Source organism: Leifsonia araucanica, from assembly GCF_051161895.1.
In the GTDB taxonomy this organism is placed as follows: Bacteria; Actinomycetota; Actinomycetes; order Actinomycetales; family Microbacteriaceae; genus Leifsonia.
Map to the genome: position 1 here is coordinate 23,029 of NZ_JBMBTW010000002.1, position 24,400 is coordinate 47,428.

At 69.3% G+C, this 24,400-nt stretch carries 20 protein-coding genes; 12 read left to right on the top strand and 8 right to left on the bottom strand.

The window, feature by feature from the left end; genetic code table 11:
• Positions 1–52: 52 nt before the first annotated feature.
• Positions 53–622: a TetR/AcrR family transcriptional regulator gene (locus tag ACN6M5_RS00125; protein WP_434948079.1), complete on the top strand. Its 570-nt coding sequence runs from the start codon at positions 53–55 to the stop codon at positions 620–622.
• A gap of 86 nt (positions 623–708) precedes the next feature.
• Positions 709–2,331 (top strand): MFS transporter, encoded by a 1,623-nt coding sequence (locus tag ACN6M5_RS00130; protein ID WP_434948080.1) that lies wholly within the window; start codon positions 709–711, stop codon positions 2,329–2,331.
• On the opposite strand, the gene ACN6M5_RS00135 is transcribed toward ACN6M5_RS00130, so the two are convergent.
• Positions 2,324–3,163, bottom strand: coding sequence for a helix-turn-helix transcriptional regulator (locus tag ACN6M5_RS00135; RefSeq protein WP_434948081.1), 840 nt, complete (start codon positions 3,161–3,163; stop codon positions 2,324–2,326). The two genes, ACN6M5_RS00130 and ACN6M5_RS00135, sit on opposite strands and share 8 nt — an antisense overlap.
• Before the next feature lie 100 nt (positions 3,164–3,263).
• Between ACN6M5_RS00135 and ACN6M5_RS00140 the strand changes: the two genes are divergently transcribed.
• On the top strand, positions 3,264–4,046 hold the full coding sequence (locus ACN6M5_RS00140) for an SDR family oxidoreductase (RefSeq protein ID WP_434948082.1): 783 nt from the start codon (positions 3,264–3,266) through the stop codon (positions 4,044–4,046).
• On the opposite strand, the gene ACN6M5_RS00145 is transcribed toward ACN6M5_RS00140, so the two are convergent.
• Together ACN6M5_RS00145 and ACN6M5_RS00150 are read right to left on the bottom strand one after the other, a co-directional pair.
• Positions 4,043–5,155: a DNA glycosylase AlkZ-like family protein gene (locus tag ACN6M5_RS00145; protein WP_434948083.1), complete on the bottom strand. Its 1,113-nt coding sequence runs from the start codon at positions 5,153–5,155 to the stop codon at positions 4,043–4,045. The two genes, ACN6M5_RS00140 and ACN6M5_RS00145, sit on opposite strands and share 4 nt — an antisense overlap.
• On the bottom strand, positions 5,155–5,625 hold the full coding sequence (locus tag ACN6M5_RS00150; protein ID WP_085370769.1) for a hypothetical protein: 471 nt from the start codon (positions 5,623–5,625) through the stop codon (positions 5,155–5,157). Before ACN6M5_RS00150 ends, ACN6M5_RS00145 begins: the two co-directional genes overlap by 1 nt.
• 223 nt (positions 5,626–5,848) lie before the next feature.
• Between ACN6M5_RS00150 and ACN6M5_RS00155 the strand changes: the two genes are divergently transcribed.
• The 4 genes from ACN6M5_RS00155 (at position 5,849) to ACN6M5_RS00170 (ending at position 13,714) form a co-directional block, all read left to right on the top strand.
• Positions 5,849–8,425: an ATP-dependent Clp protease ATP-binding subunit gene (locus ACN6M5_RS00155; RefSeq protein WP_434948084.1), complete on the top strand. Its 2,577-nt coding sequence runs from the start codon at positions 5,849–5,851 to the stop codon at positions 8,423–8,425.
• A gap of 180 nt (positions 8,426–8,605) precedes the next feature.
• Positions 8,606–10,681 (top strand): acyltransferase family protein, encoded by a 2,076-nt coding sequence (locus ACN6M5_RS00160; RefSeq protein ID WP_434948085.1) that lies wholly within the window; start codon positions 8,606–8,608, stop codon positions 10,679–10,681.
• 109 nt (positions 10,682–10,790) lie between these two features.
• Positions 10,791–13,424, top strand: a complete 2,634-nt coding sequence (locus tag ACN6M5_RS00165) for a transglycosylase domain-containing protein (RefSeq protein WP_434948086.1) — start codon at positions 10,791–10,793, stop codon at positions 13,422–13,424.
• 62 nt (positions 13,425–13,486) lie between these two features.
• Positions 13,487–13,714 carry a hypothetical protein gene (locus ACN6M5_RS00170; RefSeq protein WP_143466014.1) on the top strand — a complete coding sequence of 76 codons (228 nt, stop codon included), beginning with the start codon at positions 13,487–13,489 and terminating at the stop codon, positions 13,712–13,714.
• On the opposite strand, the gene ACN6M5_RS00175 is transcribed toward ACN6M5_RS00170, so the two are convergent.
• The 5 genes from ACN6M5_RS00175 to ACN6M5_RS00195 form a co-directional block, all read right to left on the bottom strand.
• Positions 13,711–14,319, bottom strand: coding sequence for an HD domain-containing protein (locus ACN6M5_RS00175; RefSeq protein ID WP_085370775.1), 609 nt, complete (start codon positions 14,317–14,319; stop codon positions 13,711–13,713). The genes ACN6M5_RS00170 and ACN6M5_RS00175 overlap by 4 nt on opposite strands.
• A 37-nt stretch (positions 14,320–14,356) precedes the next feature.
• On the bottom strand, positions 14,357–15,388 hold the full coding sequence (locus ACN6M5_RS00180; RefSeq protein ID WP_434948087.1) for a zinc-dependent alcohol dehydrogenase family protein: 1,032 nt from the start codon (positions 15,386–15,388) through the stop codon (positions 14,357–14,359).
• Positions 15,385–15,771, bottom strand: a complete 387-nt coding sequence (locus ACN6M5_RS00185) for a (deoxy)nucleoside triphosphate pyrophosphohydrolase (protein ID WP_434948088.1) — start codon at positions 15,769–15,771, stop codon at positions 15,385–15,387. Before ACN6M5_RS00185 ends, ACN6M5_RS00180 begins: the two co-directional genes overlap by 4 nt.
• Positions 15,772–15,849: 78 nt before the next feature.
• Positions 15,850–17,454, bottom strand: a complete 1,605-nt coding sequence (locus ACN6M5_RS00190; RefSeq protein WP_434952265.1) for a serine hydrolase — start codon at positions 17,452–17,454, stop codon at positions 15,850–15,852.
• Positions 17,455–17,547: 93 nt separating this feature from the next.
• On the bottom strand, positions 17,548–18,585 hold the full coding sequence (locus tag ACN6M5_RS00195) for a LacI family DNA-binding transcriptional regulator (RefSeq protein WP_434948089.1): 1,038 nt from the start codon (positions 18,583–18,585) through the stop codon (positions 17,548–17,550).
• A gap of 150 nt (positions 18,586–18,735) precedes the next feature.
• On the opposite strand from ACN6M5_RS00195, the gene ACN6M5_RS00200 reads away from it, so the two are divergent.
• The 5 genes from ACN6M5_RS00200 to ACN6M5_RS00220 all read left to right on the top strand — a co-directional run bounded on the left by ACN6M5_RS00200 (position 18,736) and on the right by ACN6M5_RS00220 (position 24,334).
• Entirely contained in the window at positions 18,736–20,034 is a 1,299-nt protein-coding gene (locus ACN6M5_RS00200) for an extracellular solute-binding protein (protein ID WP_218775181.1), read from the top strand.
• A 91-nt stretch (positions 20,035–20,125) separates the two neighbouring features.
• The gene (locus tag ACN6M5_RS00205; RefSeq protein ID WP_247597326.1) at positions 20,126–21,088 is read left to right on the top strand and encodes a carbohydrate ABC transporter permease; all 963 of its coding nucleotides are present in this window, start codon (positions 20,126–20,128) and stop codon (positions 21,086–21,088) included.
• Positions 21,085–21,954: a carbohydrate ABC transporter permease gene (locus ACN6M5_RS00210; protein ID WP_434948090.1), complete on the top strand. Its 870-nt coding sequence runs from the start codon at positions 21,085–21,087 to the stop codon at positions 21,952–21,954. Before ACN6M5_RS00205 ends, ACN6M5_RS00210 begins: the two co-directional genes overlap by 4 nt.
• The gene (locus ACN6M5_RS00215; RefSeq protein WP_434948091.1) at positions 21,951–23,756 is read left to right on the top strand and encodes a glycoside hydrolase family 35 protein; all 1,806 of its coding nucleotides are present in this window, start codon (positions 21,951–21,953) and stop codon (positions 23,754–23,756) included. The genes ACN6M5_RS00210 and ACN6M5_RS00215 overlap by 4 nt, the downstream gene beginning before the upstream one ends.
• Before the next feature lie 35 nt (positions 23,757–23,791).
• Complete coding sequence (locus tag ACN6M5_RS00220) at positions 23,792–24,334, top strand: cysteine hydrolase family protein (RefSeq protein ID WP_434948092.1); 543 nt, start codon at positions 23,792–23,794, stop codon at positions 24,332–24,334.
• The last annotated feature ends 66 nt before the right edge of the window (positions 24,335–24,400 follow it).

Genomic DNA, 24,400 nt, shown 5'->3' on the forward strand with positions numbered 1-24,400 from the left:
TGTTGACGATCATATGAGAACGATGGTTCTCGCGCAAGCTATACTTCTGGGTATGACTGGAGAGCCTGTGCGGGACCGCATCGTCGATGCGGCGGACGACCTCTACTACGCGCGCGGCATCACGGCCGTCGGCATGGACGAGATCCGCGACACGGCGGGCGTGTCGCTCAGGAAGCTGTATCTGGAGTTCCCGTCGAAGGACGACCTCGTGCTCGCCGTGCTCGACAGGAGGCACCGGATGTGGACGGACGGCGTCGCAGGCAGGGTCGCCACCGTCGACGACCCGGAGGAGAAGCTCCTCGCCATCTACGACTACCTGGCGGACTGGTTCGCCGACGACTCGTTCCGCGGCTGCGGTTTCATCAACGCGTTCGGGGAGCTCGGCGGCGGGCATCCGGATGTCGTGGCGGCGGCCAGGAAGCACAAGCAGTCGTTCCAGGAGTACGTCGCCCGGCTCGTCGAGGAGGCCGGGGCGTCCCCGTCGCTCGCTCCCCAGCTCGCGATCCTCGCCGAGGGCGCGCAGACCACGGCGGCCATCGCGGGCACGGCGGACGCCGCAGAGCAGGCGAGGGACGCCGCGCGCATCCTGGTGCGGGCGGCCAGGAGCGCCGACCGCGGCTGACCGCGCCATTGCGGCCGATGCGCGCGGAGGAACATACTGAGCGCATCCGGTCGGGGAGGAACACCCCGCAGAGTCGGGAGCCGCACATGAAGAAGTGGTCGGTCGTCATCGTTCTGGGAAGCGCCCAGTTCGTGATGGTGCTCGACGGCACCGTGATGAACGTCTCCATCTCGACCGTCGTGGCCGACCTGCACACCACGGTCGCGGCGATGCAGGCCGCGATCACCTTCTACACGCTGACGATGGCCGCGTTCATGCTGCTCGGCGCGAAGCTCGGCGACGTCTGGGGCAGGCGCAGGGCGTTCGTGATCGGCTCGTGCGTGTACGCGCTGGGGTCGCTGCTGACCGCGGTCAGCCCGAACATCGAGACGCTGTTCCTCGGCTGGTCCGTGATCGAGGGGCTGGGGGCCGTGCTGGTCATCCCGGCCATCGCCGCCCTGATCGCCGACAACTACCGCGGGCACGACAGGATCACGGCGTACGCGATCATCGGAGCCGTCTCCGGTGCGGCGGTCGCCGCCGGGCCGCTGATCGGCGGGTACGTCACCACCTACCTCGACTGGCGATACGTGTTCGTCTCCGAGGTGGTCATCATGGCGATCGTCGTGCTCTTCAGCAGGGTGGTGCGCGACGCGACGGGACGCACGAAGTCGAGGATCGACGTGTGGAGCGTGCTGCTGTCGGCGTTCGGCCTGGTGTTCGTGGTCTACGGGATGCTGCAGAGCAAGACCTGGGGCTGGCTCATCCCGCTGCACTCCCCGGTGATCGGCGGCGTGCCGATCAACCCGTTCGGGATCTCCCTGACCGCCTGGTTCATGCTGATCGGCGGCGTGCTGCTGTTCCTGTTCGCGCGAAGGCAGCGGAAGCTGGCCGACTCCGGCCGATCGCCGCTCGTGCACATCGAGATGTTCGGCATCCGGCAGTTGCGCAGCGGCCTCAGCGTGCTCGGCGCGCAGTACGCGGTCACGGCCGGGCTGTTCTTCATGGTGCCGGTCTACCTGCAGATGACGCTGGGGCTGGATGCCCTGTCCACGGGACTCAAGATCTTCCCGCTGTCCATCGCGCTCATCCTGTTCTCCGTGCTCGGCACGATGCTGTCCCGGTTCTGGTCGCCGAGGCGGATCGTGCGGGTGGGGCAGGTGATCCTGGTGGTCAGTTCGCTCATCCTGCTCGGGGCGGTCACGGCCGACCTGCGGAGCTGGCTGTTCGGCATCGGGATGTTCCTGGCCGGCGGGGCGCTCGGGCTCTTGGCCTCCCAGCTCGGCAACGTGAACATGTCCAGTGTCGGCGAGAAGCAGTCCAGCGAGGTCGGCGGCCTGCAGGGCGTGTTCCAGAACCTGGGCTCGTCGCTCGGCACGGCGCTGATCGGCTCGATCCTGATCGGCGCGCTCGCCACGTCGTTCGCCTCTGGGGTGTCCAGCAGCAGCCTGCCCGACAGTGTGCAGTCGACCGTGCAGGAGCGGACGAACGGCGGCGTCGACATCGTCCCTGCGGACAGCGTGCAGAAGATCGGTGAGGACGCAGGACTGTCGGAGAGCGACGCGAAGACGCTGGAGTCGATCTACCGGGATTCGCAGCTCTCGTCGCTCAGGATCTCGATCTTCGGCCTCATCGTGATCTCGGTCGGCTCCCTCGCGCTGTCGCGCGGCATCCCGACGCAGGTGCTGGGGCGCAAGCGGGAAGAGGAGACCGAGAAGACGGTCAGCTGAACGCCTGCATCCCGAGCACGCCGAGCAGGGCGAGCTTCTCCGCGCCGTCGGTGCGCGGGGGAGCGGTGAGGACGAGCAGGCACTGCGACTGGTCCTCGGTGAACAGCACCTGGCAGTCCAGCTCGATCGGGCCGAGCTCCGGATGCACCAAGGTCTTGTGGTCCTCGAACCGGTTGGCGACCTCGTGCCTGTCCCACAGCTCGGCGAACTCCGCGCTCTCCCGCTGCAAGGCGCGCACCAGCTCGCCGGCCTGCGAGGAGGAGCCCATCGCGCCGTACGCGACCCGCAGCGAGGCGACCTGCGCGCGGCTCTGCCTGTCCCTGTCGTCCTCCGGGTACCGGATGCGCTCGGTCTCCGGATGCACGAACCAGCGGTACGCCTCGAACCGCTCGATACCGGTGAAGCCGGAGCGGTCGCCGAGCAGCGCGGCCGACATCGCGTTCTGCACCAGGGTCTCCCCGAGGTTGGACAGAATGAGGGCGGGGGTGTCGTCGAGCCGGTCGAGCACGCGGAGCAGAGCGGGAGCGACGTGCGCCGCCCCGGCGAACCGGTCGGGCGGGTTGTGGCCGGCCGCGCGGAACAGGTAGTCGCGCTCGTCGCCGCTCAGGCGGAGGGCGCGGGCGAGGGAGCCGAGCATCTGCTCGCTCGGCTGCGGGCCGCGCTGCTGCTCGAGCCTGGTGTAGTAGTCGGCGGACATGTTCGCCAGCTGGGCCACCTCCTCGCGCCGCAGGCCGGGCGCGCGGCGGCGGGCGCCGGACGCGAGGCCGACGTCGGAGGGCCGCAACTCCTCCCGGCGTCTGCGGAGGAAGTCGGCGAGGTCTGCGCGGTCCATGTGTCCATCATCCGTCGTCCGGCCGTGGCGAGCCAGGGATCGCGGATCCCCCGATAACCGCTCTCTGCCGGGAGGCGAGCAGCCCCCGGACACTCGAAGCATGAACATCACAGGAAACACCGTCTTCATCCCCGGCGCGACCAGCGGGATCGGCCTCGCTATCGCCGTCGCCCTGCACGCGAAGGGCAACACCGTCATCGTCGGCGGCCGCCGGGCAGAACTGCTCGAACGGATCGCGGACGAGCACCCGGGCATCCACACCGTGCGGATCGACACGGCCGACCCGGAGAGCATCCGGTCGGCGTCCGCAGCGGTGATCGCCGCGCACCCCGACCTCAACGTACTGATCGCGATGGCCGGGATCATGCGGGTGGAGGACTGGCACTCGGCAGCGGGCTTCCTGGAGTCGGCAGAGGCCACGGTCGTCACCAATCTGCTGGGCCCGATCCGGCTGATCGCAGCATTCACCGAGCACCTGCAGAGCAGGCAGGATGCGACCATCGTCACCGTCTCGTCCGGTCTGGCGTTCGCGCCGCTCGCCGTGACGCCGAGCTACAACGCGACCAAGGCGGCCATCCACCAGCTGAGCGAGAGCATCCGGCTGCAGCTGGCCGACACGAGCGTGCGCGTCGTCGAGCTGGTGCCACCCGCGGTGCGCACCGGGCTGCTGCCCGGCCAGGAGGAGAGCGAGGTGGCGATGCCGCTCGACGCGTTCGTCTCCGAGGTCATGGAGCTGCTGGAGACGCAGCCGGATGCGCGGGAGATCCTGGTCGACCGGGTGAAGTTCCTGCGCTACGGAGAGGCGCGCGGCGACTACGAGACGGTGGTGGCTGCGCTCAACGCGAGCGACCCCCACGGGAAGGCGCCGGTCGCGGCGAACTAGGCGCGCTCGACGGCGAGGCCGAGCCAGGCGGCGAGGTCGGCGATCTCGGCGTCGACCGCATCCCGCGTCTCCGAGGTGAACGGGGTGTCCTCGTGCACGGCGGCCACGCGGAGGACGCCCGCCTTCCTGTCCGCGGTCGCGTCGAGCTTGCCGACCAGGCGGTCGCCGTGCAGGATCGGCAGCGCGAAGTAGCCCCAGCGGCGCTTCGCGGCCGGCTTGTACATCTCCAGCAGGTACTCGAACTCGAAGACCTCCAGCGTGCGCACCCTGTCGTGGATGAGCCTGTCGAACGGCGAGAGCAGCGCGGTGCGGCCGGAGAACGCGTGGCCGGAGCCGGCATCCAGGGCGTCCAGCGCATCCGGGTCGGCCCGCCACGGCCGGCTGCTGCCCTCGATCTCGACCGGCACGCCCGCTTCGCCGACCATCGCGGCGCGGGCGATGCCCTGCGAGCGCAGGCGACGGGCATCCCGGATGCGCGCGGCCTCCTCCTCGGGGACGACCTCGATGCCGGACGGATAGACGCGCTCCGCGAGGTCCCATGTGCGCTGCTTGCCGATGCGTCCTGCGATGGCGATCTCGCCCCGGGCGGAGAGGAACTCGAGCATCCTGGTCACGTTCTGGCCGTGGGTCCAGCCGCTGGACTCCCACGGCACGGCCGCCGTATCCGGGATGTCGCGGGAGAGCAGAGGGCCGTCGGCGCGCAGCCGGGCGAGCACATCCAGGCGGAACTGCGCGTTCGCCTCCAGCCAGGCGTGCACGCCGCTTCCCTCGCGCGGCCACCTGGCCATCGCGTCGAGGTGCAGGCCAAGGGCGGAGGTGGGGCGGAGCATGGCGATGGGCGGGGTGCTCTGGTCGTCCTGCGCCTTCTGCTCGAACAGGGTGCGGTCGGTCTCGACCGCCTGGCGCAGCTGCTCCGGCCGGAAGGTGGAGCCGAGACGGGTCCAGGCGATCAGTTCTGCGCTCGGTGCGATGGCCGCCGTCGGGTCGAGTTGCAGCAGGGTGAGCTGCTCGACCAGGGGGATCAGTTCGGTGGGCCGGTCGGCGTCGAGGCGCTGCGCGGTCACCGCGATCCTGCGCGCCTCCGCGCGGCTCAGCCCGGTGGACGGCATCAGGCCTGGTGTCCCGCGTCCGCCAGTTCCTCGACGATGTGCTCGAACAGCGCAGAGGAGATGAGGTGCCGCCGGAGTGCTGTGCCCGCGACCTCCATCGGTCCTCCACCGCCCTGGCCGAGCGGCAGGCCGTCGAGGGGGACCGGAGGGATCTCGCGCAGCCGCGCCACGAGTTCCGCCTCGTCGAGCCGCCCTGCGCCGTACGCCTCGAACAGGCGGCCTGCGTACGCACCGCCGTCGCGGAGAGCGGTGATCTTGGCCCCCACCTCGTTGAGGTAGCCGAGCTCCCGCCACTGCAGGATGTTCGCGTGCGCCTTCCGCGCGGCGTTCGCGACGGCGGACTTCGCCTGGGCGGGCGGCGTGGACAGCGGCACCCGCGCACGGAACGCGGCGAGAGGGAGGTCGCTGAAGCGGACGAGGAATCGGGCGGCGTCGTGCTCGACGGAGACCGTGTCGGCGTCGGCGTGCATGGGGGACTGGAGCGCTGACGCTACAGCGTCGTACAGCGCCCTCGCTTTGGCATTCGCGACGCCATTCCTGGAGCCGGCGCGACTTTCCATCCACCAAGGTTAACGCGGCCGACGGTCGACGGCGAACGCGCCGCGGCCGTGTTCGGGCCCGCGGGAATACCTCGCACCCCGCAGCGTTGAACTTGAGTGCAGTTCACTCAACTTTCAACACACAGGAGATTTCGTGCCCGAAGACTTCACTCCCGACAGTAACGAAGGAAACTCGTTCGACGAGTTCCTCGCCCGTTACCTCGCGGGTGAGCGTGCGCGTACCGCGCGCTCCATCGACATCAGCCGGTTCCTGAGCCGGCGCACGCAGGAGACCCTCGCCGAGGCCGGACGATTCGCGCTCGAACACGGCCACCGGGAGCTCGACGCCCTGCACATCCTCCGCGTCATGGCGACGGCAGAGCCCGCCGCAGACGCCATGCGCCGCATCGGCGCAGACCCGCAGGCGGTCGCCGCCGCGGCAGAGCAGCGACTCCCGCAGACGGGCGACCCCGTCGACGTGGATGCCGCATCCATCACCCCGTCCGCCCAGCGGGCGCTGTTCCACGCGTACCAGGTCGCCCGCGCATCCGGATCGACGTACATCGACCCCGAGCACCTCTTCTTCGCGCTCGTCATCATCCAGGACGCCCCGGCCGGGCAGGTGCTGCAGGCAGCAGGCGTCACCCCGGATGCTCTGACCTCCGCCATGCGCCAGACCACGACCGTCGGCGCCGGAACTGCTGGACAGGCCGCTGACGGAGAGGACGCGGAGAACGCATCCACCACCCCGATGCTCGACCAGTTCGGCACCGACCTGACCGCGCTCGCCCGCGACGGCAAGCTCGACCCGGTGATCGGCAGGCTCGACGAGATCGAGCAGACCGTGGAGATCCTGTCCCGCCGCACCAAGAACAACCCGGTGCTCGTCGGTGAGGCAGGCGTCGGCAAGACCGCGATCGTCGAAGGCCTCGCCAGCGCGATCGTCGACGGCGGAGTGCCGGAGCAGCTGCGCGACAAGCGCGTTGTGTCGCTCGACCTCGCCGGAATGGTGGCGGGCACCCGCTACCGCGGCGACTTCGAGGAGCGCCTCACGAAGCTGATGGACGAGATCAGCGCGGCCAAGGACGAGCTCATCGTGTTCATCGACGAGCTGCACACCGTGGTCGGCGCCGGCGGCTCGGGAGAGTCCGGCGGCATGGACGCCGGCAACATCCTGAAGCCGCGGCTCGCCAGGGGCGACCTGCACCTGGTCGGCGCGACCACGCTCAAGGAATACCGCCGCATCGAGAAGGACCCGGCGCTCGAACGCCGCTTCCAGCCCGTGACGGTCGGCGAGCCCAGCATCGAGGACGCCGTGCTCATCCTCTCCGGGCTCCGCGGAGCGTACGAGGAGCACCACGGCGTGCGATACACCGACGACGCGATCCGCGCGGCCGTCGAATTGTCCGCCCGCTACGTCTCCGACCGCTTCCTGCCGGACAAGGCCATCGACCTCATCGACCAGGCAGGGGCACGTCTCCGCCTGCGCCTCGGCAAGCGCGTCGACACGACAGAGCTGATGGCGACCCTCGCCACCCTCGAGTCGGAGAAGAACTCCGCCGTCGCGTCCGAGCACTACGAGGAGGCGTCGCGCCTCCGCGACGAGATCGAGGCGGTGCAGCGTTCGCTGGACGAGCTCGGCTCCGCGCCCCGGCCGGAGGCTGTGGTCGACGAGCCGGAGATCGCCGGCGTCATCTCGCGTGCGACGGGCATCCCGGTCAGCCGCATCGGAGAAGCGGACCGCGAACGCCTCGCCAAGCTCGAAACCGAGCTGCACGAGCGCGTGATCGGTCAGGACGACGCGGTCGTCGCCGTCGCGAAGGCGGTGCGCCGCAACAGGACAGGGCTCGGAGACGAGCGCCGCCCCGTCGGCAGCTTCCTCTTCCTCGGACCCACCGGCGTCGGCAAGACCGAACTCGCGAAGGCGCTCGCCGCATCCCTGTTCGGTGACGAGAAGGCGATGCTCCGCTTCGACATGAGCGAGTTCGGCGAACGCCACACGGTCGCCCGTCTGGTCGGCGCCCCTCCCGGATACGTCGGATACGACGAGGCGGGCCAGCTCACCGAGCGTGTGCGCCGCAACCCGTACTCTGTCGTGCTGTTCGACGAGATCGAGAAGGCGCACCCCGACGTGTTCAACCTGCTGCTGCAGGTGCTCGACGACGGCCGCCTCACCGACGGCCAGGGCAGGACGGTCGACTTCCGCAACACGGTCGTCATCATGACCTCCAACCTCGGCTCGGAGTTCCTCGCATCCCGCAGCGGCGCCCTCGGCTTCGTGCCGGTGGGCGGCGACGCCTCAGCATCCGGTTTCGCGTCGGAGAAAGACCTGCGCGACCGCGTGATGGGCAAACTGCGCGAGGCGATGCGTCCCGAGTTCCTCAACAGGATCGACGAGATCGTGCTGTTCAGGAAGCTCGACGCCGAGCAGCTGCGCGACATCGTGCGCCTCCTCCTCACGGCGACGAGCGCCCGCCTCGGTGCGCGCTCGATCGGCTTCGAGGCGACGGACGCCGCGGTGGAATGGATCGCCGACGCCGGCTACGAGCCGGAATACGGCGCCCGCCCCCTGCGCAGGGTCATCCAGCGCGAGATCGACGACAGGATCGCCGAACTGATGGTGAGCGGCGAGCTGACCGACGGCGGTACCGTCACCGTCGACGCGGTGGATGGCGCCGTGCGGGTGACCGCCGGTGCGCGTGCTGCGGAGTGGATGGCGCAGGCGGCGTAGCCGCGGTTGTGCTGAGGTGAAAGAGGCGGCGTCCCCGGGAGGGGGCGCCGCCTCTTTGTCTGGCCCGGGCTCATCGAGCCACCGCGTCTCGGACCGACTCGGCAGCTCCCGCACGGCTGAGGTGTTAGAGTAAGAGTTTCATATATTAAATTCTCGCCCCTATCCGACTCTGGAGTCTCCGTGCCTGCCCCTGTACCCGCGCCCCACCGGTCCTTCCGTCGGGATGTTCAAGGCCTTCGGGCGCTCGCTGTCGTCGCCGTGATCCTCGACCACCTCCTGCACTGGCCGCGTGGCGGCTTTGTCGGGGTCGACGTCTTCTTCGTGATCTCCGGCTTCTTGATCACCGGGCTGCTTCTGCGGGAGATCGAGCGCGACGGGAGGATCTCCTTCTCAGCGTTCTATCGCAATCGCATCAGGCGTATTCTGCCCGCGGCTGCCCTCGTGCTTGTCGTGACTGTTTCGGTCGGATGGGGCGTGTACGGCACAGAGCGGGCCCTCTCGATCGTGCGCGACGCAGGATGGTCGGCTCTGTTCGCCGCGAACTGGAACTTCGCGTCTGCGGGGACCGACTATTTTCGGGCAGACGGCCCGCCCTCCCCGCTTCAGCACTTCTGGTCGCTTGCCGTCGAGGAGCAGTTCTACGTCGTTTGGCCTCTCGTGATGCTCGTCATCCTTGCTGTTGTGAGCCGCCGCACCGTGGATGAGCGACGGGTCAGAACCGGCATGGGTGTCGCACTTCTGCTCATCATCACTGTGTCTTTCGCCTGGGCGGCGTTCGAGAGCGCGGCCTCTCCGAGCTGGGCGTACTTCTCTACGTTCTCCCGCGCGTGGGAGCTTGGCATCGGCGGGCTTCTCGCGCTCTCGGCAGCGATGCTGGAACGGTTGCCACGATGGTCGGCGCCGGTGTTGCTGGTGGCGGGGCTCTGCGGCATCGTCGGCTCGATCGCATTCATCGACGACGGGATGCCGTTCCCGGGTCCGTGGGCCGCCGTCCCTGTGGTGGCAACGGCGGCCGTCATCGCTTCCGGGGCCAGGGTGGAGCTACGGACGGCATGGCCGCTCACCAACCCCGTGTCCCAGTACATCGGAAACATCTCGTACTCCCTCTACCTCTGGCACTTTCCCGTCGTCGTCATCGGCGTCAGCCTGATCGGGGAGGGCGCGTGGCAGTATGCGCTGCTCGCGCTGATCGTGGCCGCCGCCTCCGTGTATTCGTTCCACTTGGTGGAGGCTCCGGTCCGTCGGTCGGGATGGCTCGCGCGGGGATGGACTCTGCGACGGTCGGGCTCGCGTGGCGTGACGACGTCGTCACGCTCGCGGACAGTGCTCGTCCTCAGCTTTCTCGCCTGCATCGCCGTCGCCACCACGGCGTTCGCCGGCGCGAAGAACGCGCAGACCGTGAAGCCGGTCGTGGCAGCCCCCGCGTGGAACAGCGCGAGCGACGACGCACCGCCGACAGAAGAGGCGCACCTCGCCGCGCTTCAGGATGAATTGCGCGCCGCGCTCGTCGAGCCGGGCTGGCCGGAACTCGATCCAACCATCGACGTGGCTCTGCAGGGTGGAGCGCTCGGGTTCGCGGCCGCAGATATCGTCGACTGCAATCTCGCTCCTGTCGTCGACGAGTCGAAATGCACCTGGGGGGCTCCGACGGCGACGAAGACGGTCCTCGTTGCGGGGAGCTCCATCGCGACAGGCATTACCAGCATGCTGATCGACGCCCTGCGCGACGAGCCGGACTGGAAGGTGGTGTCATACGCGCGAATCGCGTGTTCGTTCGGCGACGTCTCGCAGGCGAAGGAGAAGCCTGAGGGATGCCTCGAACGGGCGGATGCGGTTGTGGAGGCCGTGAACCGCATCCAGCCGGAGCTGGTCGCCATCGCCGGATTCAGCGACACGGGAGTGAAGGAGAAGCTGGCGGAGATCGCCGCCCCGTCGAAGATCGCGCTGATCGCGATGTCCGTGAGCGACAAGCCACTCGCATCCTGCTACACGAAGTTGAGCGGTCCGCAGGATTGCGTGAGCGCTGCAGAGAAGCTCGGACCGAAGAGTTTCTTCCACAGGCTGGCAGCCATCGATCCTGCGCGCCGATTCGTCATCGACACGACGGACTGGTTCTGCGCGGATGGCCTCTGCCCTCCCTTCGCGGGGAAGACCATCACGAAGTCGGATGGCATCCACATGACGGAGGCTTACACCAAACGACTCGCCCCTGTGATGCACGAGCGACTGGCCAAAGCTGGACTGTTCTCGAGTTGACGCGCGCCGCGCCCAACCTGAGTGCCCCGCCCCGCACGTCTGAAAGGACGGACAGGGTTCGCCGCGGTGCGTCAGTGGTTTCTGAGTGTTGCGGTGAAACGCTGGATGGATGTCTTCCCGCCCGCAGTTCCGTGACCGGCCGTGGTTCGTCGCGCTCTCGCGGCGGTTCGATCCGTTGCGGGGGTATGAGATCCGGCCGGCGAGGTCGCGGGCGGGGCTGATCGCGCAGTTCGGGGTGGTCGCGCTCATCGCGGCCGTGCTGAGTTCGGTGTTCGTCATGCCCGGGTTCCTGGGAGTCGGCCAGACGGCGGCTGCCGCGTCCAGTGCGTTCGAGGCGCTGCCGTCGAACCTGGAGATCCAGCCGTTCGCGCAGAACACCACGGTGTACGCCAAGAAGGGTGGGGCGGATGTTCCGATCGCCTCGTTCTATGCGCAGAACAGGCAGGACGTCGGCTGGAAGGATGTGGCGCAGACCGTCAAGGACGCCACCGTGGCCGCCGAGGACCCGCGGTTCTACTCCGAGGGCGCCGTCGACCTGCTCGGGACCGTGCGCGGGGCGTTGTCGACTGTGAGCGGGAGTTCGGTGCAGGGCGGGTCGTCGATCACGCAGCAGTACGTCAAGAACGTCGAGGTGGAACGCTGCGACGCGCTCACAGACGCGAAGAAGCTGCAGGCCTGCTACACCGACGCCGCCGGGGTCACCCTGCAGCGCAAGGTGCAGGAGATGCGGTACGCGGTCGGGCTGGAGAAGAAGTACACCAAGGAGCAGATTCTGCTCGGCTACCTCAACGTCGTCGGATTCGGCGGCACCGTGTACGGCATCGAGGCGGCAGCGCACTATTACTTCAACACCACGGCCGCCCAGCTCAGCCTGCCGCAGGCCGCCACGCTGGTCGCCATCCTGAACAACCCGGCCAACCTGCGCATCGACGAACCGAACAACAAGGACAACGGCGCGGCCGACGGATACAAGGCCACCAAGGAGCGGCGCGACTACGTGCTCGACCGCATGGCCATCAACCACAAGATCACCGCTGCCGACCGGGATGCGGCGAAGAAGACGCCCGTGCAGCCCGTCATCACGCCGACCACCTCCGGATGCGCGGCCGCCTCGCAGTACAACGCCGCGTTCTTCTGCGACTACGTGCGGGATGTCGTGCTCAACGACCCGGCATACGGTGCGACCGCCGACGACCGCTGGGCGACGCTCAACCGCGGTGGGCTGAAGATCTACACCACCCTCAACCTCGACCTGCAGGCGGTGGCGCAGCAGTCGCTCAGCGCATACATCCCGCCGTCGATGGCGGGGATCGACCTCGGCGCATCCAATGTCTCGATGGAGCTCGGCACGGGCAGGATCGTGACGATGGTCGAGAACAGGGCGTTCAACAACACCGACCAGCCGCAGGACGGCACGACGGCGGTGAACTACAACACCGACGAGGCGTACGGCGGATCGCAGGGCTTCCAGACCGGCTCGACCTTCAAGGCGTTCGACCTGGCGGCGTGGCTCGAAGCGGGCAACAGCCTGTACGACACCATCAACGCCACCCAGCACGACTTCCCGACCTCCGAGTTCACGAACAGCTGCGCAGACATCAACGGACCGGACTGGCCCGTCACCAACGACGAAGGCTCGGCCAGCAGGCTCTCGGTGATGGCGGCGACGGCCGAATCGGTCAACACCGCGTTCGCGAAGATGGGGACGAAGGTCGACCTCTGCTCGATCCTCAACGCGGCGAAAGCGCTCGGCGTGCATCCCGCATCGTCGAGCAACCCGCTGACGTCCGTGCCGTCGATGATCCTCGGCGTCAACTACCTGTCGCCGTTGACGATGGCGAACGCGTACGCGGGCATCGCCAACAACGGCACGGTCTGCACGCCGGTCGCCATCGACAAGGTCGTGAACGCGGACGGCTCTGCCCACAAGGTCAGCCCGACCACCTGCACGCAGGGGCTGCAGCCGAACATCGCGGCCGGAGTCACCTACGCGCTGCAGGGCGTCATGCGCGGCGGCGGCACGGCGGCCAGCGCCAACCCGTACGACGGGACGCCCATCATGGGCAAGACGGGCACGACGGACGACTCGCTGCAGAACTGGCTCGTCACCTCCACCAGCAAGGTGTCGACGGCGACCTGGGTCGGCAACGTGTCAGGGTCGACCCCGCTGCGCAGTCTCGACTTCAACGGGGTGGGCGGCGGCGACGTGAAGTTCTCCGTCGCCAAGCCCATCCTCGAGGCCATCGACAGCCTGTACGGGGGAGACGCGTTCACCAAGCCGACCAACGCCGTGCTGTACGGCGACCAGGTGACGATCCCGGATGTGTCCGGCAAGACCCCCGACGAGGCGCAGTCGCTCCTGACGGGGCTCGGCCTGGACGTGACGGTCGACCAGACGCCTGTCGACTCCGCCCAGCCGGCTGGGACGGCGGCGGGCACCGATCCTGCAGCAGGATCCTCCGTCAACAAGGGCAGCTCGGTGACGGTGCAGATCAGCAACGGGCAGTCCGCGACCATCCCGGGTGGCCTGATCGGTCAGTCGGAGAGTGCGGCGAAGGCGGCGCTGGCCGCGGCCGGCTTCACCAACGTGAGCGTGAAGAAGCCGGATGCCGGTGGAGGTAACGGCGGCGGCAACGGCGGCGGGAACGGGAAAGACGCGTCCAGCCTGACGGTGACGGCGGTCGACCCCGCTGAAGGAACGCCGGCGAGGAAAGACCAGGCGATCGTCCTCACGCTCGGCTGACCGGATGGCCAGCGCGCCGGGTGGCGTGCGGCCGCCCGCCTCGCGTGGCGCACAATGGAACCATGCAGGACGGCAGCGGGGGAGCACGGGCGACGTGTCCGTCGTGCGGTGCTGAGGCGCACGTGGTGCGGAACCCGTACTACGGCGCAGGTCTCGCGGTGCACGAGCTGATCGTGGAATGCCCGCAGTGCGGCGTCTCGTTCCTGGACACGGTGCCGGTCGCGCACGAGGATGCGCCGCCGAAACGGCGAGGACTCGGGGCGAGGCTGCTCGCCCTGTTCGGCCGCTAGGCGCCCAGTGCCTCCAGCGGGTTCTCCGCCAGCTTCCGCACGACGCCGTTCGCGACGATCCTGGCCGCCTGTGTGGTCGGCTTGCGCGCGGCCTGATCTGTCACGCACGCTCCGAACTCGGCGGCGATGCTGAGTCGCGGGTACGCGGCGAGCACCTCCTCCCGGAAGGCGAGAGGAAGCAGGTCGGCGCGCACGCCGGAGATGTCGAGGCCGGTGGCGATCTCGAGCAGATGGCCCTCCGCATCCAGTGCTGGATCGACCGTCGGCCAGTTGTGGCGCACGATCACCTCGTGCACGCGGGTGCGCCGCTCGGCAGGCCAGCCTGCGCCGGCGGTGAGCGCGGCGGCGACGTGACCGCCGGCGTCCTCGTAGCTGAGCGTGACGTTGTCGAACTCCTCGACCAGCCCGAGGTCGTGCAGCAGCGCCGCGACGTAGAGCAGCTCGTGGTCGATGTCGTCCGCGCCGTCCAGCTCGGCGAAACCGAGCGCCCACAGCCACGACCGGATGCAGTGGTTCAGCAGCGCCGGCGTCTGCCGCTCCGCGGCGAACTCGTACGCGGCGCGGGCGGCCTGGGTGTCTGGCGGGGTGAAATCGGCGAGGCGCATACGGCCATCATGCCGGGTTTCCGGGAGGAGGGCGCGCTCAGGCCGGGTGGACCACCGTGATGCCCGTCGGCGAGGCCGTCTCCGCATCGGGGAGCATCGCCGCGCCGGTCTCCAGGTTGACGGCACCGGAGAGCAGGGCCTGCGGGCGGAGGGCGCCGGAGGCGACGAGGTCGAGCATCCCCGGGTAGTCGGCGGCGGACATCCCGTGGCTGCCGAGGATGTCGAGCTCCCAGGCGAGCACGCGGTCGAGGGGGAGGACGGGGAGCTGGTCGGCGGAGAGCAGGCCGACCTGCACGTGGCGGCCGCGGCGACGCAGCGACAGAACGGCGTCCGTGCTGGTGGTGGACGAGCCGACGGCGTCGATGCTCACGTCGGCGCCTCCTCCGGTGAGGTCGGTGATGGTGGCCGGAGTGGATGGGTCCGCGAGCACGACGTGCTCTGCGCCGAGGCGGGCGGCGAGGTCGAGTGCAGCCGGGTTGCGGTCGACCGCGACCACTCTGGCACCGAGAGCCGCCGCGATCATCACCGCGCTCAGGCCGACGCCGCCCGCTCCGTAGACGGCGACCCACTCGCCGGGGCGAACGGCGGCGCGCATCCGGACGGCGCGGTACGCGGTGGCGAAGCGGCAGCCGAGGCTGGCGGCCGCATCGTCGTCGAGGCTGTCCGGCACGGCGACCAGGTTGAGGTCTGCCGCGCGGATCGCGACCAGTTCCGCGTGCGATCCCCAGTGCGTGAAGCCGGGCTGGGTCTGGTTCGGGCAGACCTGCGACTGGCCGGATGCGCACCAGGAGCATGCGCCGCAGCCGTTGACGAACGGCGCGGTCACCCTGTCTCCGACCCGCCAGCCCGTCACGCCGTCGCCGAGCGCGGCGATAGTCCCCGCGAACTCGTGGCCGGGGACGTGCGGCAGGTGGACGGTGTCGTCGTGGCCGGCCCAGGCGTGCCAGTCGCTGCGGCAGAGACCGGATGCCCCCACCCTGATCACCGCGCCACCCTCCGGAGCCACCGGGTCGGGGACGTCGCGCACCTCGACGGGACCGCCGAAGCGGTCGTAGACCATCGCCCTCATGCCGTGAGCACCCGGACGGCTGGCACGTCGGCCGCGGCCCACTCCAGCGCCGCCAGCTCCGTGGTGCGGACCCAGAGGAGCGCGTCGTGGTCCGTGCTGCGCGTCGGCAGCTCTCCGGTGAGTTCCGCGCGGTAGCAGGCCAGGTCGATCGGGCGTCCGCCCGCCTCCGTGACACTGCGGTCGACCAGCTCGCCGACCAGGATGCCGACGCCGAGCTCTTCGCGGATCTCGCGCACCAGCGCGGTCTCCGGGGTCTCGCCCTGCTCGACCTTGCCGCCGGGGAACTCCCAGAGTCCTGCGGCGTCTTTGCCGGGGGCGCGGCGGCACGCCAGCACACGCCCGTCGCGCACGAGGACGGCAGCCACCACTTCGAGGGGTTCCACGACTCCATCCTGCCCCCTGGGGGGCGAAACCGCCGGGTGCCCGCGCCGTCGGGCGTGACAGGCCGCTCGCGCATCCGGTCAGCGGGTGAAGGTGCCGACCTTCTCCGTGTTGTAGTACTCGAACACGAAGGAGGCGCTGCGACCGTCCGACGGCGGGGAGAACGTGATCGCGGAGAGGGAGCCGGGCGGCGCGTTCTCGCTGTCGAGCGGCGTGACGAACTCGTCTCCCGTCCAGTGCTTCAGCGTGTACACGGTGTTCTTCGGGCCGAGCGTGATGGTGAGCGTGCCGCCGGTGTCCGCGACCGTCGCCGGGCCGGTGTACGGGTTCTGGTACGTGCCGACGAACGAGCTGAGCGGTGCGGACGCGACAGGAGAGGTGGGAGGCGACTGGCCGACCAGGGTGCCGACGGGTTCGTCCATGTGGGCGAAGGCGTTGCTGTACAGCTTCGCCCAGTCGGTGCGCGGCGCGCTGTACTGCACGAGGTCGAGGAACTGCATCGCCAGCGTCTCCGCCGTGCCGTTGGCCGCCGCGTTCACCAGGACGACGATGCCGAGGTCGGCGGAGGGGAGCGTGACGAACGTGGTCCCCGCGCCGAGCTGGAACGCGCCGGAGTGGCTCACCGTGGTGCGGCCGGAGGCGGCGACGCCGACGTTGAAGCCGTAGCCGTACTGGCCGGGGCGGGTCTCGGCGTTCGCGACCGGGCCCGTGATGATCTGCGGGGAGATGGCGGGCAGCAGCGCCTTGCCGTCGACGATCTCGTGGCCGCCGTACCGTCCGTCGTCGATGACCATCGCCATCCACTTGGTGAGGTCGGTGACGGAGGAGCTGACGCCGCCGGCCGGGGACTGTGCATCCGGCTCGCGCTGGTACTTGGCCTCGTACTGGCCGTCGACCAGCACGTGCGGCACCGCGCGGTCGGGCCTCGCGATGTAGTCGGAGAAGCGCGAGCTGGTGGCCGTCATCCCGAGCGGTCCGTAGAGGTCGCGCTGCGAGAGCGTCTCCCAGTCGGTTCCTGCGGCATCGGCGACGGACTGGGCGGCGGCGGTGATGCCGAAGTTGGTGTACGTCCACTGGGCGCGGAACGGTTCGAGGGGAAGGTAGCGCAGCCGCGACAGTACCTCTGCGCGGTCGTAGCCGAGCTCTTCGAGGTCGTCGCCGGCGTGGTCGGGGAGGCCGGAGCGGTGCGCGTAGAAGTCCGCGATGGTGGCGTGCGTCGTGACGTACGGGTCGGCGAGCGCGAACGACGGGAGGTTGGCCGTCACCGGGGTGTTCCAGGCGACGGTGCCTTTGCCGACCTCGTCGGCGATGACCGTGGCGCCGATGGGCTTCGACAGCGACGCGAGCTGGAACACCGTGTCCGCGTCGACGGCGCCCGGCTTGCCGACCTCGCGGACGCCGAAGCCCTTCGCGAAGACGGTCCTGCCCTGATAGGTGACGCCGACGGCGATGCCGGGCACGCCGGTCTGCGTCAGGATCGACGACGCGAGCGCGGGGAGCCTGTCGATCGCGGCGGTGACGGCACCCTGCGCGATGGGCACACCGGCGTCCGCTCCCGGATCCGTGCTCAGGCCGGCCGGGGCCGCCGGCGTGTGCGCCGGGTCTCCGCCCCCGCCGCTCGCCGTGCACCCCACCAGGGTGACCACCGCCACCGCGGCACCGATCAGAGCACCCGCCCGTCGCATCCTCACGATCCGCACTCTAGCGGTCAGGCGGGGGTCGGGCCCAGGGTTTTTCGTTGTGATTCGGCGGGACTCGCCGCCTCGGGCGAGTGACTGTCAGGGGCGGGCAGGGGCCGGACCGGTGGACGCGCGAACGATGAGGCGGGGCTCGACGGAGGCAGGGGCGAGCGTGGTGCCGGGGTCGGCGATGTAGCGCAGCAGGTGGGAGACCGCGAGACGCGCCATCTCGGAGAACGGCTGGGCCACCGTGGTGAGCGACGGGGAGCAGTACTCGGCGAGGGCGATGTCGTCGACGCCGACCACGGACACGTCCTCCGGGATGCGCTTGCCCAGCTCGTGGAACGCCCTGATCACGCCGAACGCCATCTCGTCGCTCGAGACGAACACTGCCGTCACGTCCGGGATGCGGCCGAGGATGAGGCCGTTCTGGTATCCGGATGCCGGCGACCAGTCGCCCTTCAGCTCGGGAGGGGGAGCGATGCCCGCTGCTTCCAGGGTGGTCCGCCAGCCTTCGCTCCTGCTCACCGCATCCAGCCACTCGGCGGGGCCGGAGACGTGCCAGACTGTTTCGTGGCCGAGGTCGAGCAGGTGCTGGGTGGCGAGCTTGGCCGCCTGCGACTGGTCGACGGCGACCACCTCGGTGGAGGAGGTGCGCGAGCCGTCGATGGTGATGGTGGGGATGTCCTTGGTGAGGTCTTCGATGCCCTTGGTCACCTGGATGAGCGGGAGCGCGAGGATGATGCCCTCGACGCTCTGCTCGGCGAGCCGGGACATGGCCTCCTCGATCGCGACCGGTTCGAGCGACGGACTGGTGGCGGCGCTCACGGCGTAGCCGGCCTCGCGGGCCGCCTGCTCGACACCCGCCGTGACGGCCGTGCGCGAGTACGAGTTGGTCTGCAGCAGCACGATGCCGATGGTCCTGCTGTGCCCGGACGACAGGATGCGCGCCGCGTTGTTCTTGCGATAACCGAGCTGCTCGACGGCGGCGAGCACCCGCGCACGGGTCTTCTCCTGCACGTTGGGGTGGCCGCTGAGGGCGCGGGAGACCGTCTGGGCGGAGACGCCGGCCACGCGCGCGACGTCGGTCATACCGGGTGGCTTCGCCGCCGCGTCCCGGAGCTCGGTGTTGCTCATGGTCTCGATGATAGCGGGCGCATGTGCGTGTTCGCGCAGATTTCCGGCCGTTTCGATCAATTCGGATTGACGAGTTGTTATCGCTATCAATTCTGTGCGACACTCGCATCTCGAACCCGCTCTCGGGTTCCTGTGATCAAAGGAGAGGCAGTGAAGAAGTCAGCAGCAATCCGCATGGCGGGCGCGGCGGGGGCGGTTGCGCTCGGCCTGATGTCGCTCGCCGGGTGTTCCGGCAGCGCAGGATCCACCGAGCCGAGCACGGCGAAGGTCACGTTCTGGGGCTGGGCCCCTGGATACGCCGACGCCGTCAAGGCATTCAACGCATCGCACAAGGACGTGACGGTGACGTATCAGGAGGTGCAGCCCGGCTCGAAGGGCGGCTACCAGAAGATGCTCAACGCGGTCACCGCGAACAACGCCCCGTGTCTCGCGCAGGTCGGATACGAGACCCTGCCGAGCTTCGCGGCGCAGGGGGCACTCGACGACGTCTCGCAGTATGCGAACGATGACAAAAAGGACTTCCAGCCCGCCGCGTGGAGCTCGGTGAGCATCGGCGACGCGGTCTACGGCGCCCCGGTCGACACGGGGCCCATGGGCCTGTTCTACAACAAGGAGCTGTTCGACTCGCTCGGCCTCTCCGCCCCGGCCACCTGGGACGAGTACAAGGCGGACGCGGAGAAGATCCACGCCTCCGACCCGAAGAAGTTCATCTCGTCCCCATACCTCGACTACGACTACGCCGGGCTCGCCTGGCAGACCGGCGCGAAGTGGTTCAGCGTCGACGGTGACGCGTGGAAGGTCTCGATGGCCTCCGACGCCAACGCGGAGGTGGCCGACTACTGGCAGGGGCTCGTCACCGAAGGACTGATCAGCAGCGCCCCGATGTACGACCAGGCCTGGTACACGGGCCTCGGCGACGGCAGCATCGCCACCGTCGTCGGAGCCGTCTGGCAGGCGGGGGTCATCAAGGGCGGCGCGGCGAACGGCTCGGGCAAGTGGGCCGTCGCGCCGATGCCGCAATGGAAGGCGGGGGACGACCAGGTCGGCAACGCGGGAGGCTCCGCGACCGCCGTGCTGAAGGGCTGCAAGACCCCGAAGGCGGCCTGGGAGTTCGCGCACTGGCTGAGCACGGACAAGGACACGTACGCGACGCTCGTGCAGAAGGCCGGCCTCTACCCGGCAGCGACGGCGCTGACGGACCTGCCTGCGCTCACGGAGGCCGACCCGTACTTCGGTGGCCAGAAGATCTTCGACGTCTTCGCGAAGGCGGCGCCGAAAGTGAACCAGGACTGGACATGGGGCCCGGTGATGACCAAGACCGCCGCCGACCTCGACGACGGCCTCGGCAAAGCTTGGGCGGGTCAGGGCACCATCGCAGACGCGCTGAAGACAGCGCAGCAGAAGACGGTCGCTGAGCTGAAGAAGCAGGGCCTGACGGTCTCCCAGTAGTGACAGGTGGATGCGGCGCGCCGACCACGCGGGCGGCCGCCGCATCCACCGTGGACGAGCACGCGCATCCCGTGTGCGGAGAGAAGGAAACGTGACCGACCTGGCCGTCGCCGAGCGCATGGCGACCACCGCGGACGCAGCGCCGTCGACCGGGCGGGCGCCGCGCAGGCGCCGCTCGTTCGACTGGCGGGCGCCGCTGCTGTTCCTCGGACCGTTCTTCGTGCTCTTCCTGGGCATGTACATCGCGCCGATCGTCTATGCCTTCATCAGCAGCCTGTTCACGGTGAAGCGCTCCGGACTGGGGCTGACGGCGCCGACGCAGGTGTTCGACCCGTTCGCGAACTACGCGCACGCGTTCTCCGACCCCGACTTCACGGCGTCGCTCGGCCGGGTGGCCCTGTTCGGGGTGGTGCAGGTGCCGCTGATGCTCGGTCTCGCGCTGGCCCTTGCGCTGCTGATCGACTCGAAGTCGGCCCGCGGCAAGGGCTTCTTCCGGCTGTCGAGCTTCCTCCCGTATGCGATCCCCGGCGTGAGCGCCGCACTGGTCTGGTCGTTCATGTACTCGACGACGTCGAGCCCGATCAACCACCTGCTGGAGCCCCTCGGCATCCAGCTGCCGTTCTTCGACGACGGCACCGTGCTCTGGTCGGTGGCGAACATCGTCACCTGGAGCTGGACCGGATACAACATGATCATCATCTACGCCGCCCTGCAGTCGATCCCCGCCGAGGTGCTCGAAGCGGCGAAGCTCGACGGGGCGTCGGCATTCCGCACGGCGTGGAGCGTGAAGATCCCGATGGTGCGCAGCGCGATCGTGCTCACAGCGGTGTTCTCGATCATCGGGTCCGCCCAGCTCTACAACGAGCCGACGGTGCTGCAGCCCATCTCCGGCGGGTCCGTCTCGTCCACGTTCACCCCGATCATGTCTGCGCAGGCCGCGGTCGGCGCTGGCAACTATCCGTACGCGGCGGCGCAGTCGGTCATCCTGGCGGTGCTCGTCGGCGTGATCTCGTTCGTGTTCTTCCGTCTCACCAGCAAAGGAGACAAGGCGTGACCGCCATCAGCCCTCGCGGCATCAGGAGCAGGAGGGACACGTCCCCGCTCAGCCGCACCGTCGTGATGGTGCTGCTCGCCGTCCCAACCGTGTACTTCCTCTTCCCGCTCTGGTGGCTGCTGGTGGCGGCGACCAAGCCGTTCGGCGAGCAGTTCTCCGGCAGCGGTCTCTGGTTCGACGGGTTCGGCCTGTTCGACAACCTGGCCAGGCTCACCGCCCAGAACGACGGGATCTTCTGGCAGTGGATGCTGAACAGCCTGCTCTACTGCGGCGTCGGCGCCGCGATCGGCACCGTCCTGTCCGCGATGGGCGGATACGCTCTGGCGAAATACGACTTCCCCGGCCGGGGAGCGGCGTTCGGCGTGATCCTCGCGGCCGTGCTCGTGCCCAAGATCCTGTTCACGCTCCCGCTGTACCTGATGTTCTCCGGCGTGCACCTGATCAACAACCCGCTCGCGGTGCTGCTGCCCAGCATCGTCAGCCCGTTCGGCGTCTACCTGGCGCGCGTGTTCGCGGCGCAGTCGGTGCCGGACGAGGTGATCGAGGCCGGTCGCCTGGACGGCGCGAGCGAGTTCCGGATCTTCCGCGCCATCTCCACGAAGATGATGCTGCCGGCGCTGGTGACGATCTTCCTGTTCCAGTTCGTCGACATCTGGAACAACTACCTCCTTCCCGCGATGGTGCTCGGCGACGACCACATGCAGCCGGTCACGGTCGGCCTGGTCGGCTGGAACGCCAGCCACGTCGCTGTGCCCCCGTCCCTCGTGGTGATCGGCTCTTTGGTCTCCGTCGTCCCGCTCATCGTGGCGTTCCTCGCCCTGCAGCGGTTCTGGCGTGCCGGCATGACGGCGGGAGCGGTGAAATGACGCTGACGGCCACCACCGCCCTGCTGAGCTACCGGGACGGAACGCTGCTGCGCGCGGGAGAGCCGCACAGGGTGCTGTCCGGCTCGATGCACTACTTCCGCGTGCATCCCGAGCAGTGGCGGGACCGTCTCGAGCGGATCGCGGCGCTCGGGCTGAACACCGTCGACACCTATGTCGCGTGGAACTTCCATCAGCGGCATGCAGATCGGCCGGCGTCGTTCGATGGCTGGCGCGACCTCGAAGCGTTCATCCTGCTGGCCGGGGAGGTGGGGCTCGACGTGATCGTGCGGCCGGGCCCGTACATCTGCGCCGAGTGGGACAACGGCGGCCTTCCCGCCTGGCTCACCGGCAGGATCGGGATGCGGGCACGCAGCTCGGAGCCCGCGTTCCTCTCCGCCGTGTCCACGTGGTTCGACGACCTCGTCCCGCGCCTCGCGGCGCTGCAGGCGTCGAACGGCGGCCCGATCGTGGCCGTCCAGGTGGAGAACGAGTACGGCAGCTACGGCGACGACGCGGGATACCTGACCTGGCTGCGTGACGCGCTGACCGAGCGCGGCGTGACGGAACTCCTCTACACCGCCGATGGGCCGACTGACCTCATGCTCGACGGGGGAAGCATACCCGGGGTGCTCGCCACGGCGACCTTCGGGTCGCGTGCACGGGAGGCGTCCGCTCTGCTCAGCGCGCGGCGCGACGGGGAGCCGTTCCTCTGCGCCGAATTCTGGAACGGCTGGTTCGACCACTGGGGCGAGCTGCACCACGTGCGCTCTGTGCCGAGCGCCGACGCCACCCTGGACGAGATCCTGGACGCCGGCGGTTCCGTGAGCCTGTACATGGCGCACGGCGGCACCAACTTCGGGCTGTGGGCCGGCGCGAACCACGATGGACGGCTGCAGCCGACGATCACCAGTTACGACTCGGACGCTCCGATCGCGGAGCACGGGGCGGTCACCGAGAAGTTCCACGCCTTCCGCGAGCGGTTCTCGGCCGTGAGCGGGAGGCCGGTTCCCGCCGTGCCCGGCGATCCGCGCATCCTGACCGGACGCAGCGTGCGGGTGGCGAAGGGCGCCGGGCTCCTGGAGGCGCTCCTGTCGGCGCCCGTGACCGCCGAGCATCCGGCGCCGCCGAGCTTCGACGAGCTGGGGATCGCCTCCGGGATGGTGCTCTACAGTGCTTCTCCGCTGCTGCCGCGCGGGGAGAACGCGATCACGGTCACCGGGCTGCACGACCGGGCCCAGGTGTTCGTGGACGGTGTGCCGTGCGGCACGCTCGACGCCGACGGATCCGTCCCGGTGACGGGCAGAGGCGAGACGATCGCGCTGCAGCTGCTGGTGGAGAACCAGGGACGCATCAACTACGGGCCGCTGCTCGGGCAGGGGAAGGGCATCCTGGGCGGTGTGCAGGTCGGGCGCAGGCTGGTGCACGGCTGGACGGCCAGGGCGCTGCCGCTCGACGAGTGGACGGCGAGCGAGGTCGCCGGCTTCGCCGGCGCGTACGCAGCGACCAGGGATGCGGACGCCGCCGGGTTCTCGACGGCACGGGTCGTGCTCGGGGCGGGCGAACCGGCCGACGCCTTCCTCGCGCTGCCCGGCTTCGGCAAGGGATTCGTCTGGGTGAACGGCTTCCTGCTCGGGCGCTACTGGGAGATCGGCCCCCAGCGGACCCTGTATGTCCCCGCTCCTCTGCTGGTGGAGGGGGAGAACACGGTGACCGTGCTCGAGCTCCATCGCTCGGGGACGACGGTCGAATTCCGCGCGCGACCGGAGCTGGGGGAGCGGGAGGAATACGTCGAGACCTTCTGACGGCGGGTGTCGGTGCCGTGCGGCAAGATGAGGGGGTGCGCTCATCTGTGAACCCCACCGTCCTCATCGTCATCGACCTGCAGCGGGGGGTGCTCGCGGAGTGCTTCGACGCGGAGGGTGTCGTCAGCCGCACGGCCGCACTGGTCGATCGGGCGAGGGACGAGCGGGTGCCGATCATCTGGGTGCAGGACGAGCACGACTTCCCGCAGGACAGTGAAGGCTGGGGACTCGCGGAGGGGCTCACCAGAGCGCTCGGGGAGCCGCTCGTGCGCAAGTCGTACTGCGACGCGTTCGCGGACACCGGGCTCGACGAGCTGCTCGAAGGCTTCGACGTGACCCACATCGTGGTCGCCGGCGCACAGTCCGACTACTGCATCAGGACCACGACGCAGGCCGCCGCCGTCCGCGGCTACGACGTGACGCTGGTGGGCGACGCCCACACCACGACGGACGCGGAGTGGGACGGCGAGCAGCTGACGGCCCAGCAGATCATCGCGCACACCAACAGGTACTTCTCCGGGCTGCGCTACCCCGACCAGACGTTCGCCGTCGTTCCGGCGGCCGACGTCGCGTTCTGACCCCCGAAAACATCGAGTCCGAACTTGTTCACGCCCTACACCGGCGTGTCGCGTGAACAAGTTCGG

Coding starts and splice junctions, on each gene's coding strand:
- ACN6M5_RS00195 (WP_434948089.1), bottom strand. CDS start 18,585: ATGAGCAACACCGAGCTCCGGGACGCGGCGGCGAAGCCACCCGGTATG.
- ACN6M5_RS00125 (WP_434948079.1), top strand. CDS start 53: ATGACTGGAGAGCCTGTGCGGGACCGCATCGTCGATGCGGCGGACGAC.
- ACN6M5_RS00170 (WP_143466014.1), top strand. CDS start 13,487: ATGCAGGACGGCAGCGGGGGAGCACGGGCGACGTGTCCGTCGTGCGGT.
- ACN6M5_RS00215 (WP_434948091.1), top strand. CDS start 21,951: ATGACGCTGACGGCCACCACCGCCCTGCTGAGCTACCGGGACGGAACG.
- ACN6M5_RS00145 (WP_434948083.1), bottom strand. CDS start 5,155: ATGCCGTCCACCGGGCTGAGCCGCGCGGAGGCGCGCAGGATCGCGGTG.
- ACN6M5_RS00190 (WP_434952265.1), bottom strand. CDS start 17,454: ATGCGACGGGCGGGTGCTCTGATCGGTGCCGCGGTGGCGGTGGTCACC.
- ACN6M5_RS00150 (WP_085370769.1), bottom strand. CDS start 5,625: ATGCACGCCGACGCCGACACGGTCTCCGTCGAGCACGACGCCGCCCGA.
- ACN6M5_RS00165 (WP_434948086.1), top strand. CDS start 10,791: ATGTCTTCCCGCCCGCAGTTCCGTGACCGGCCGTGGTTCGTCGCGCTC.
- ACN6M5_RS00135 (WP_434948081.1), bottom strand. CDS start 3,163: ATGGACCGCGCAGACCTCGCCGACTTCCTCCGCAGACGCCGGGAGGAG.
- ACN6M5_RS00175 (WP_085370775.1), bottom strand. CDS start 14,319: ATGCGCCTCGCCGATTTCACCCCGCCAGACACCCAGGCCGCCCGCGCC.
- ACN6M5_RS00180 (WP_434948087.1), bottom strand. CDS start 15,388: ATGAGGGCGATGGTCTACGACCGCTTCGGCGGTCCCGTCGAGGTGCGC.
- ACN6M5_RS00140 (WP_434948082.1), top strand. CDS start 3,264: ATGAACATCACAGGAAACACCGTCTTCATCCCCGGCGCGACCAGCGGG.
- ACN6M5_RS00130 (WP_434948080.1), top strand. CDS start 709: ATGAAGAAGTGGTCGGTCGTCATCGTTCTGGGAAGCGCCCAGTTCGTG.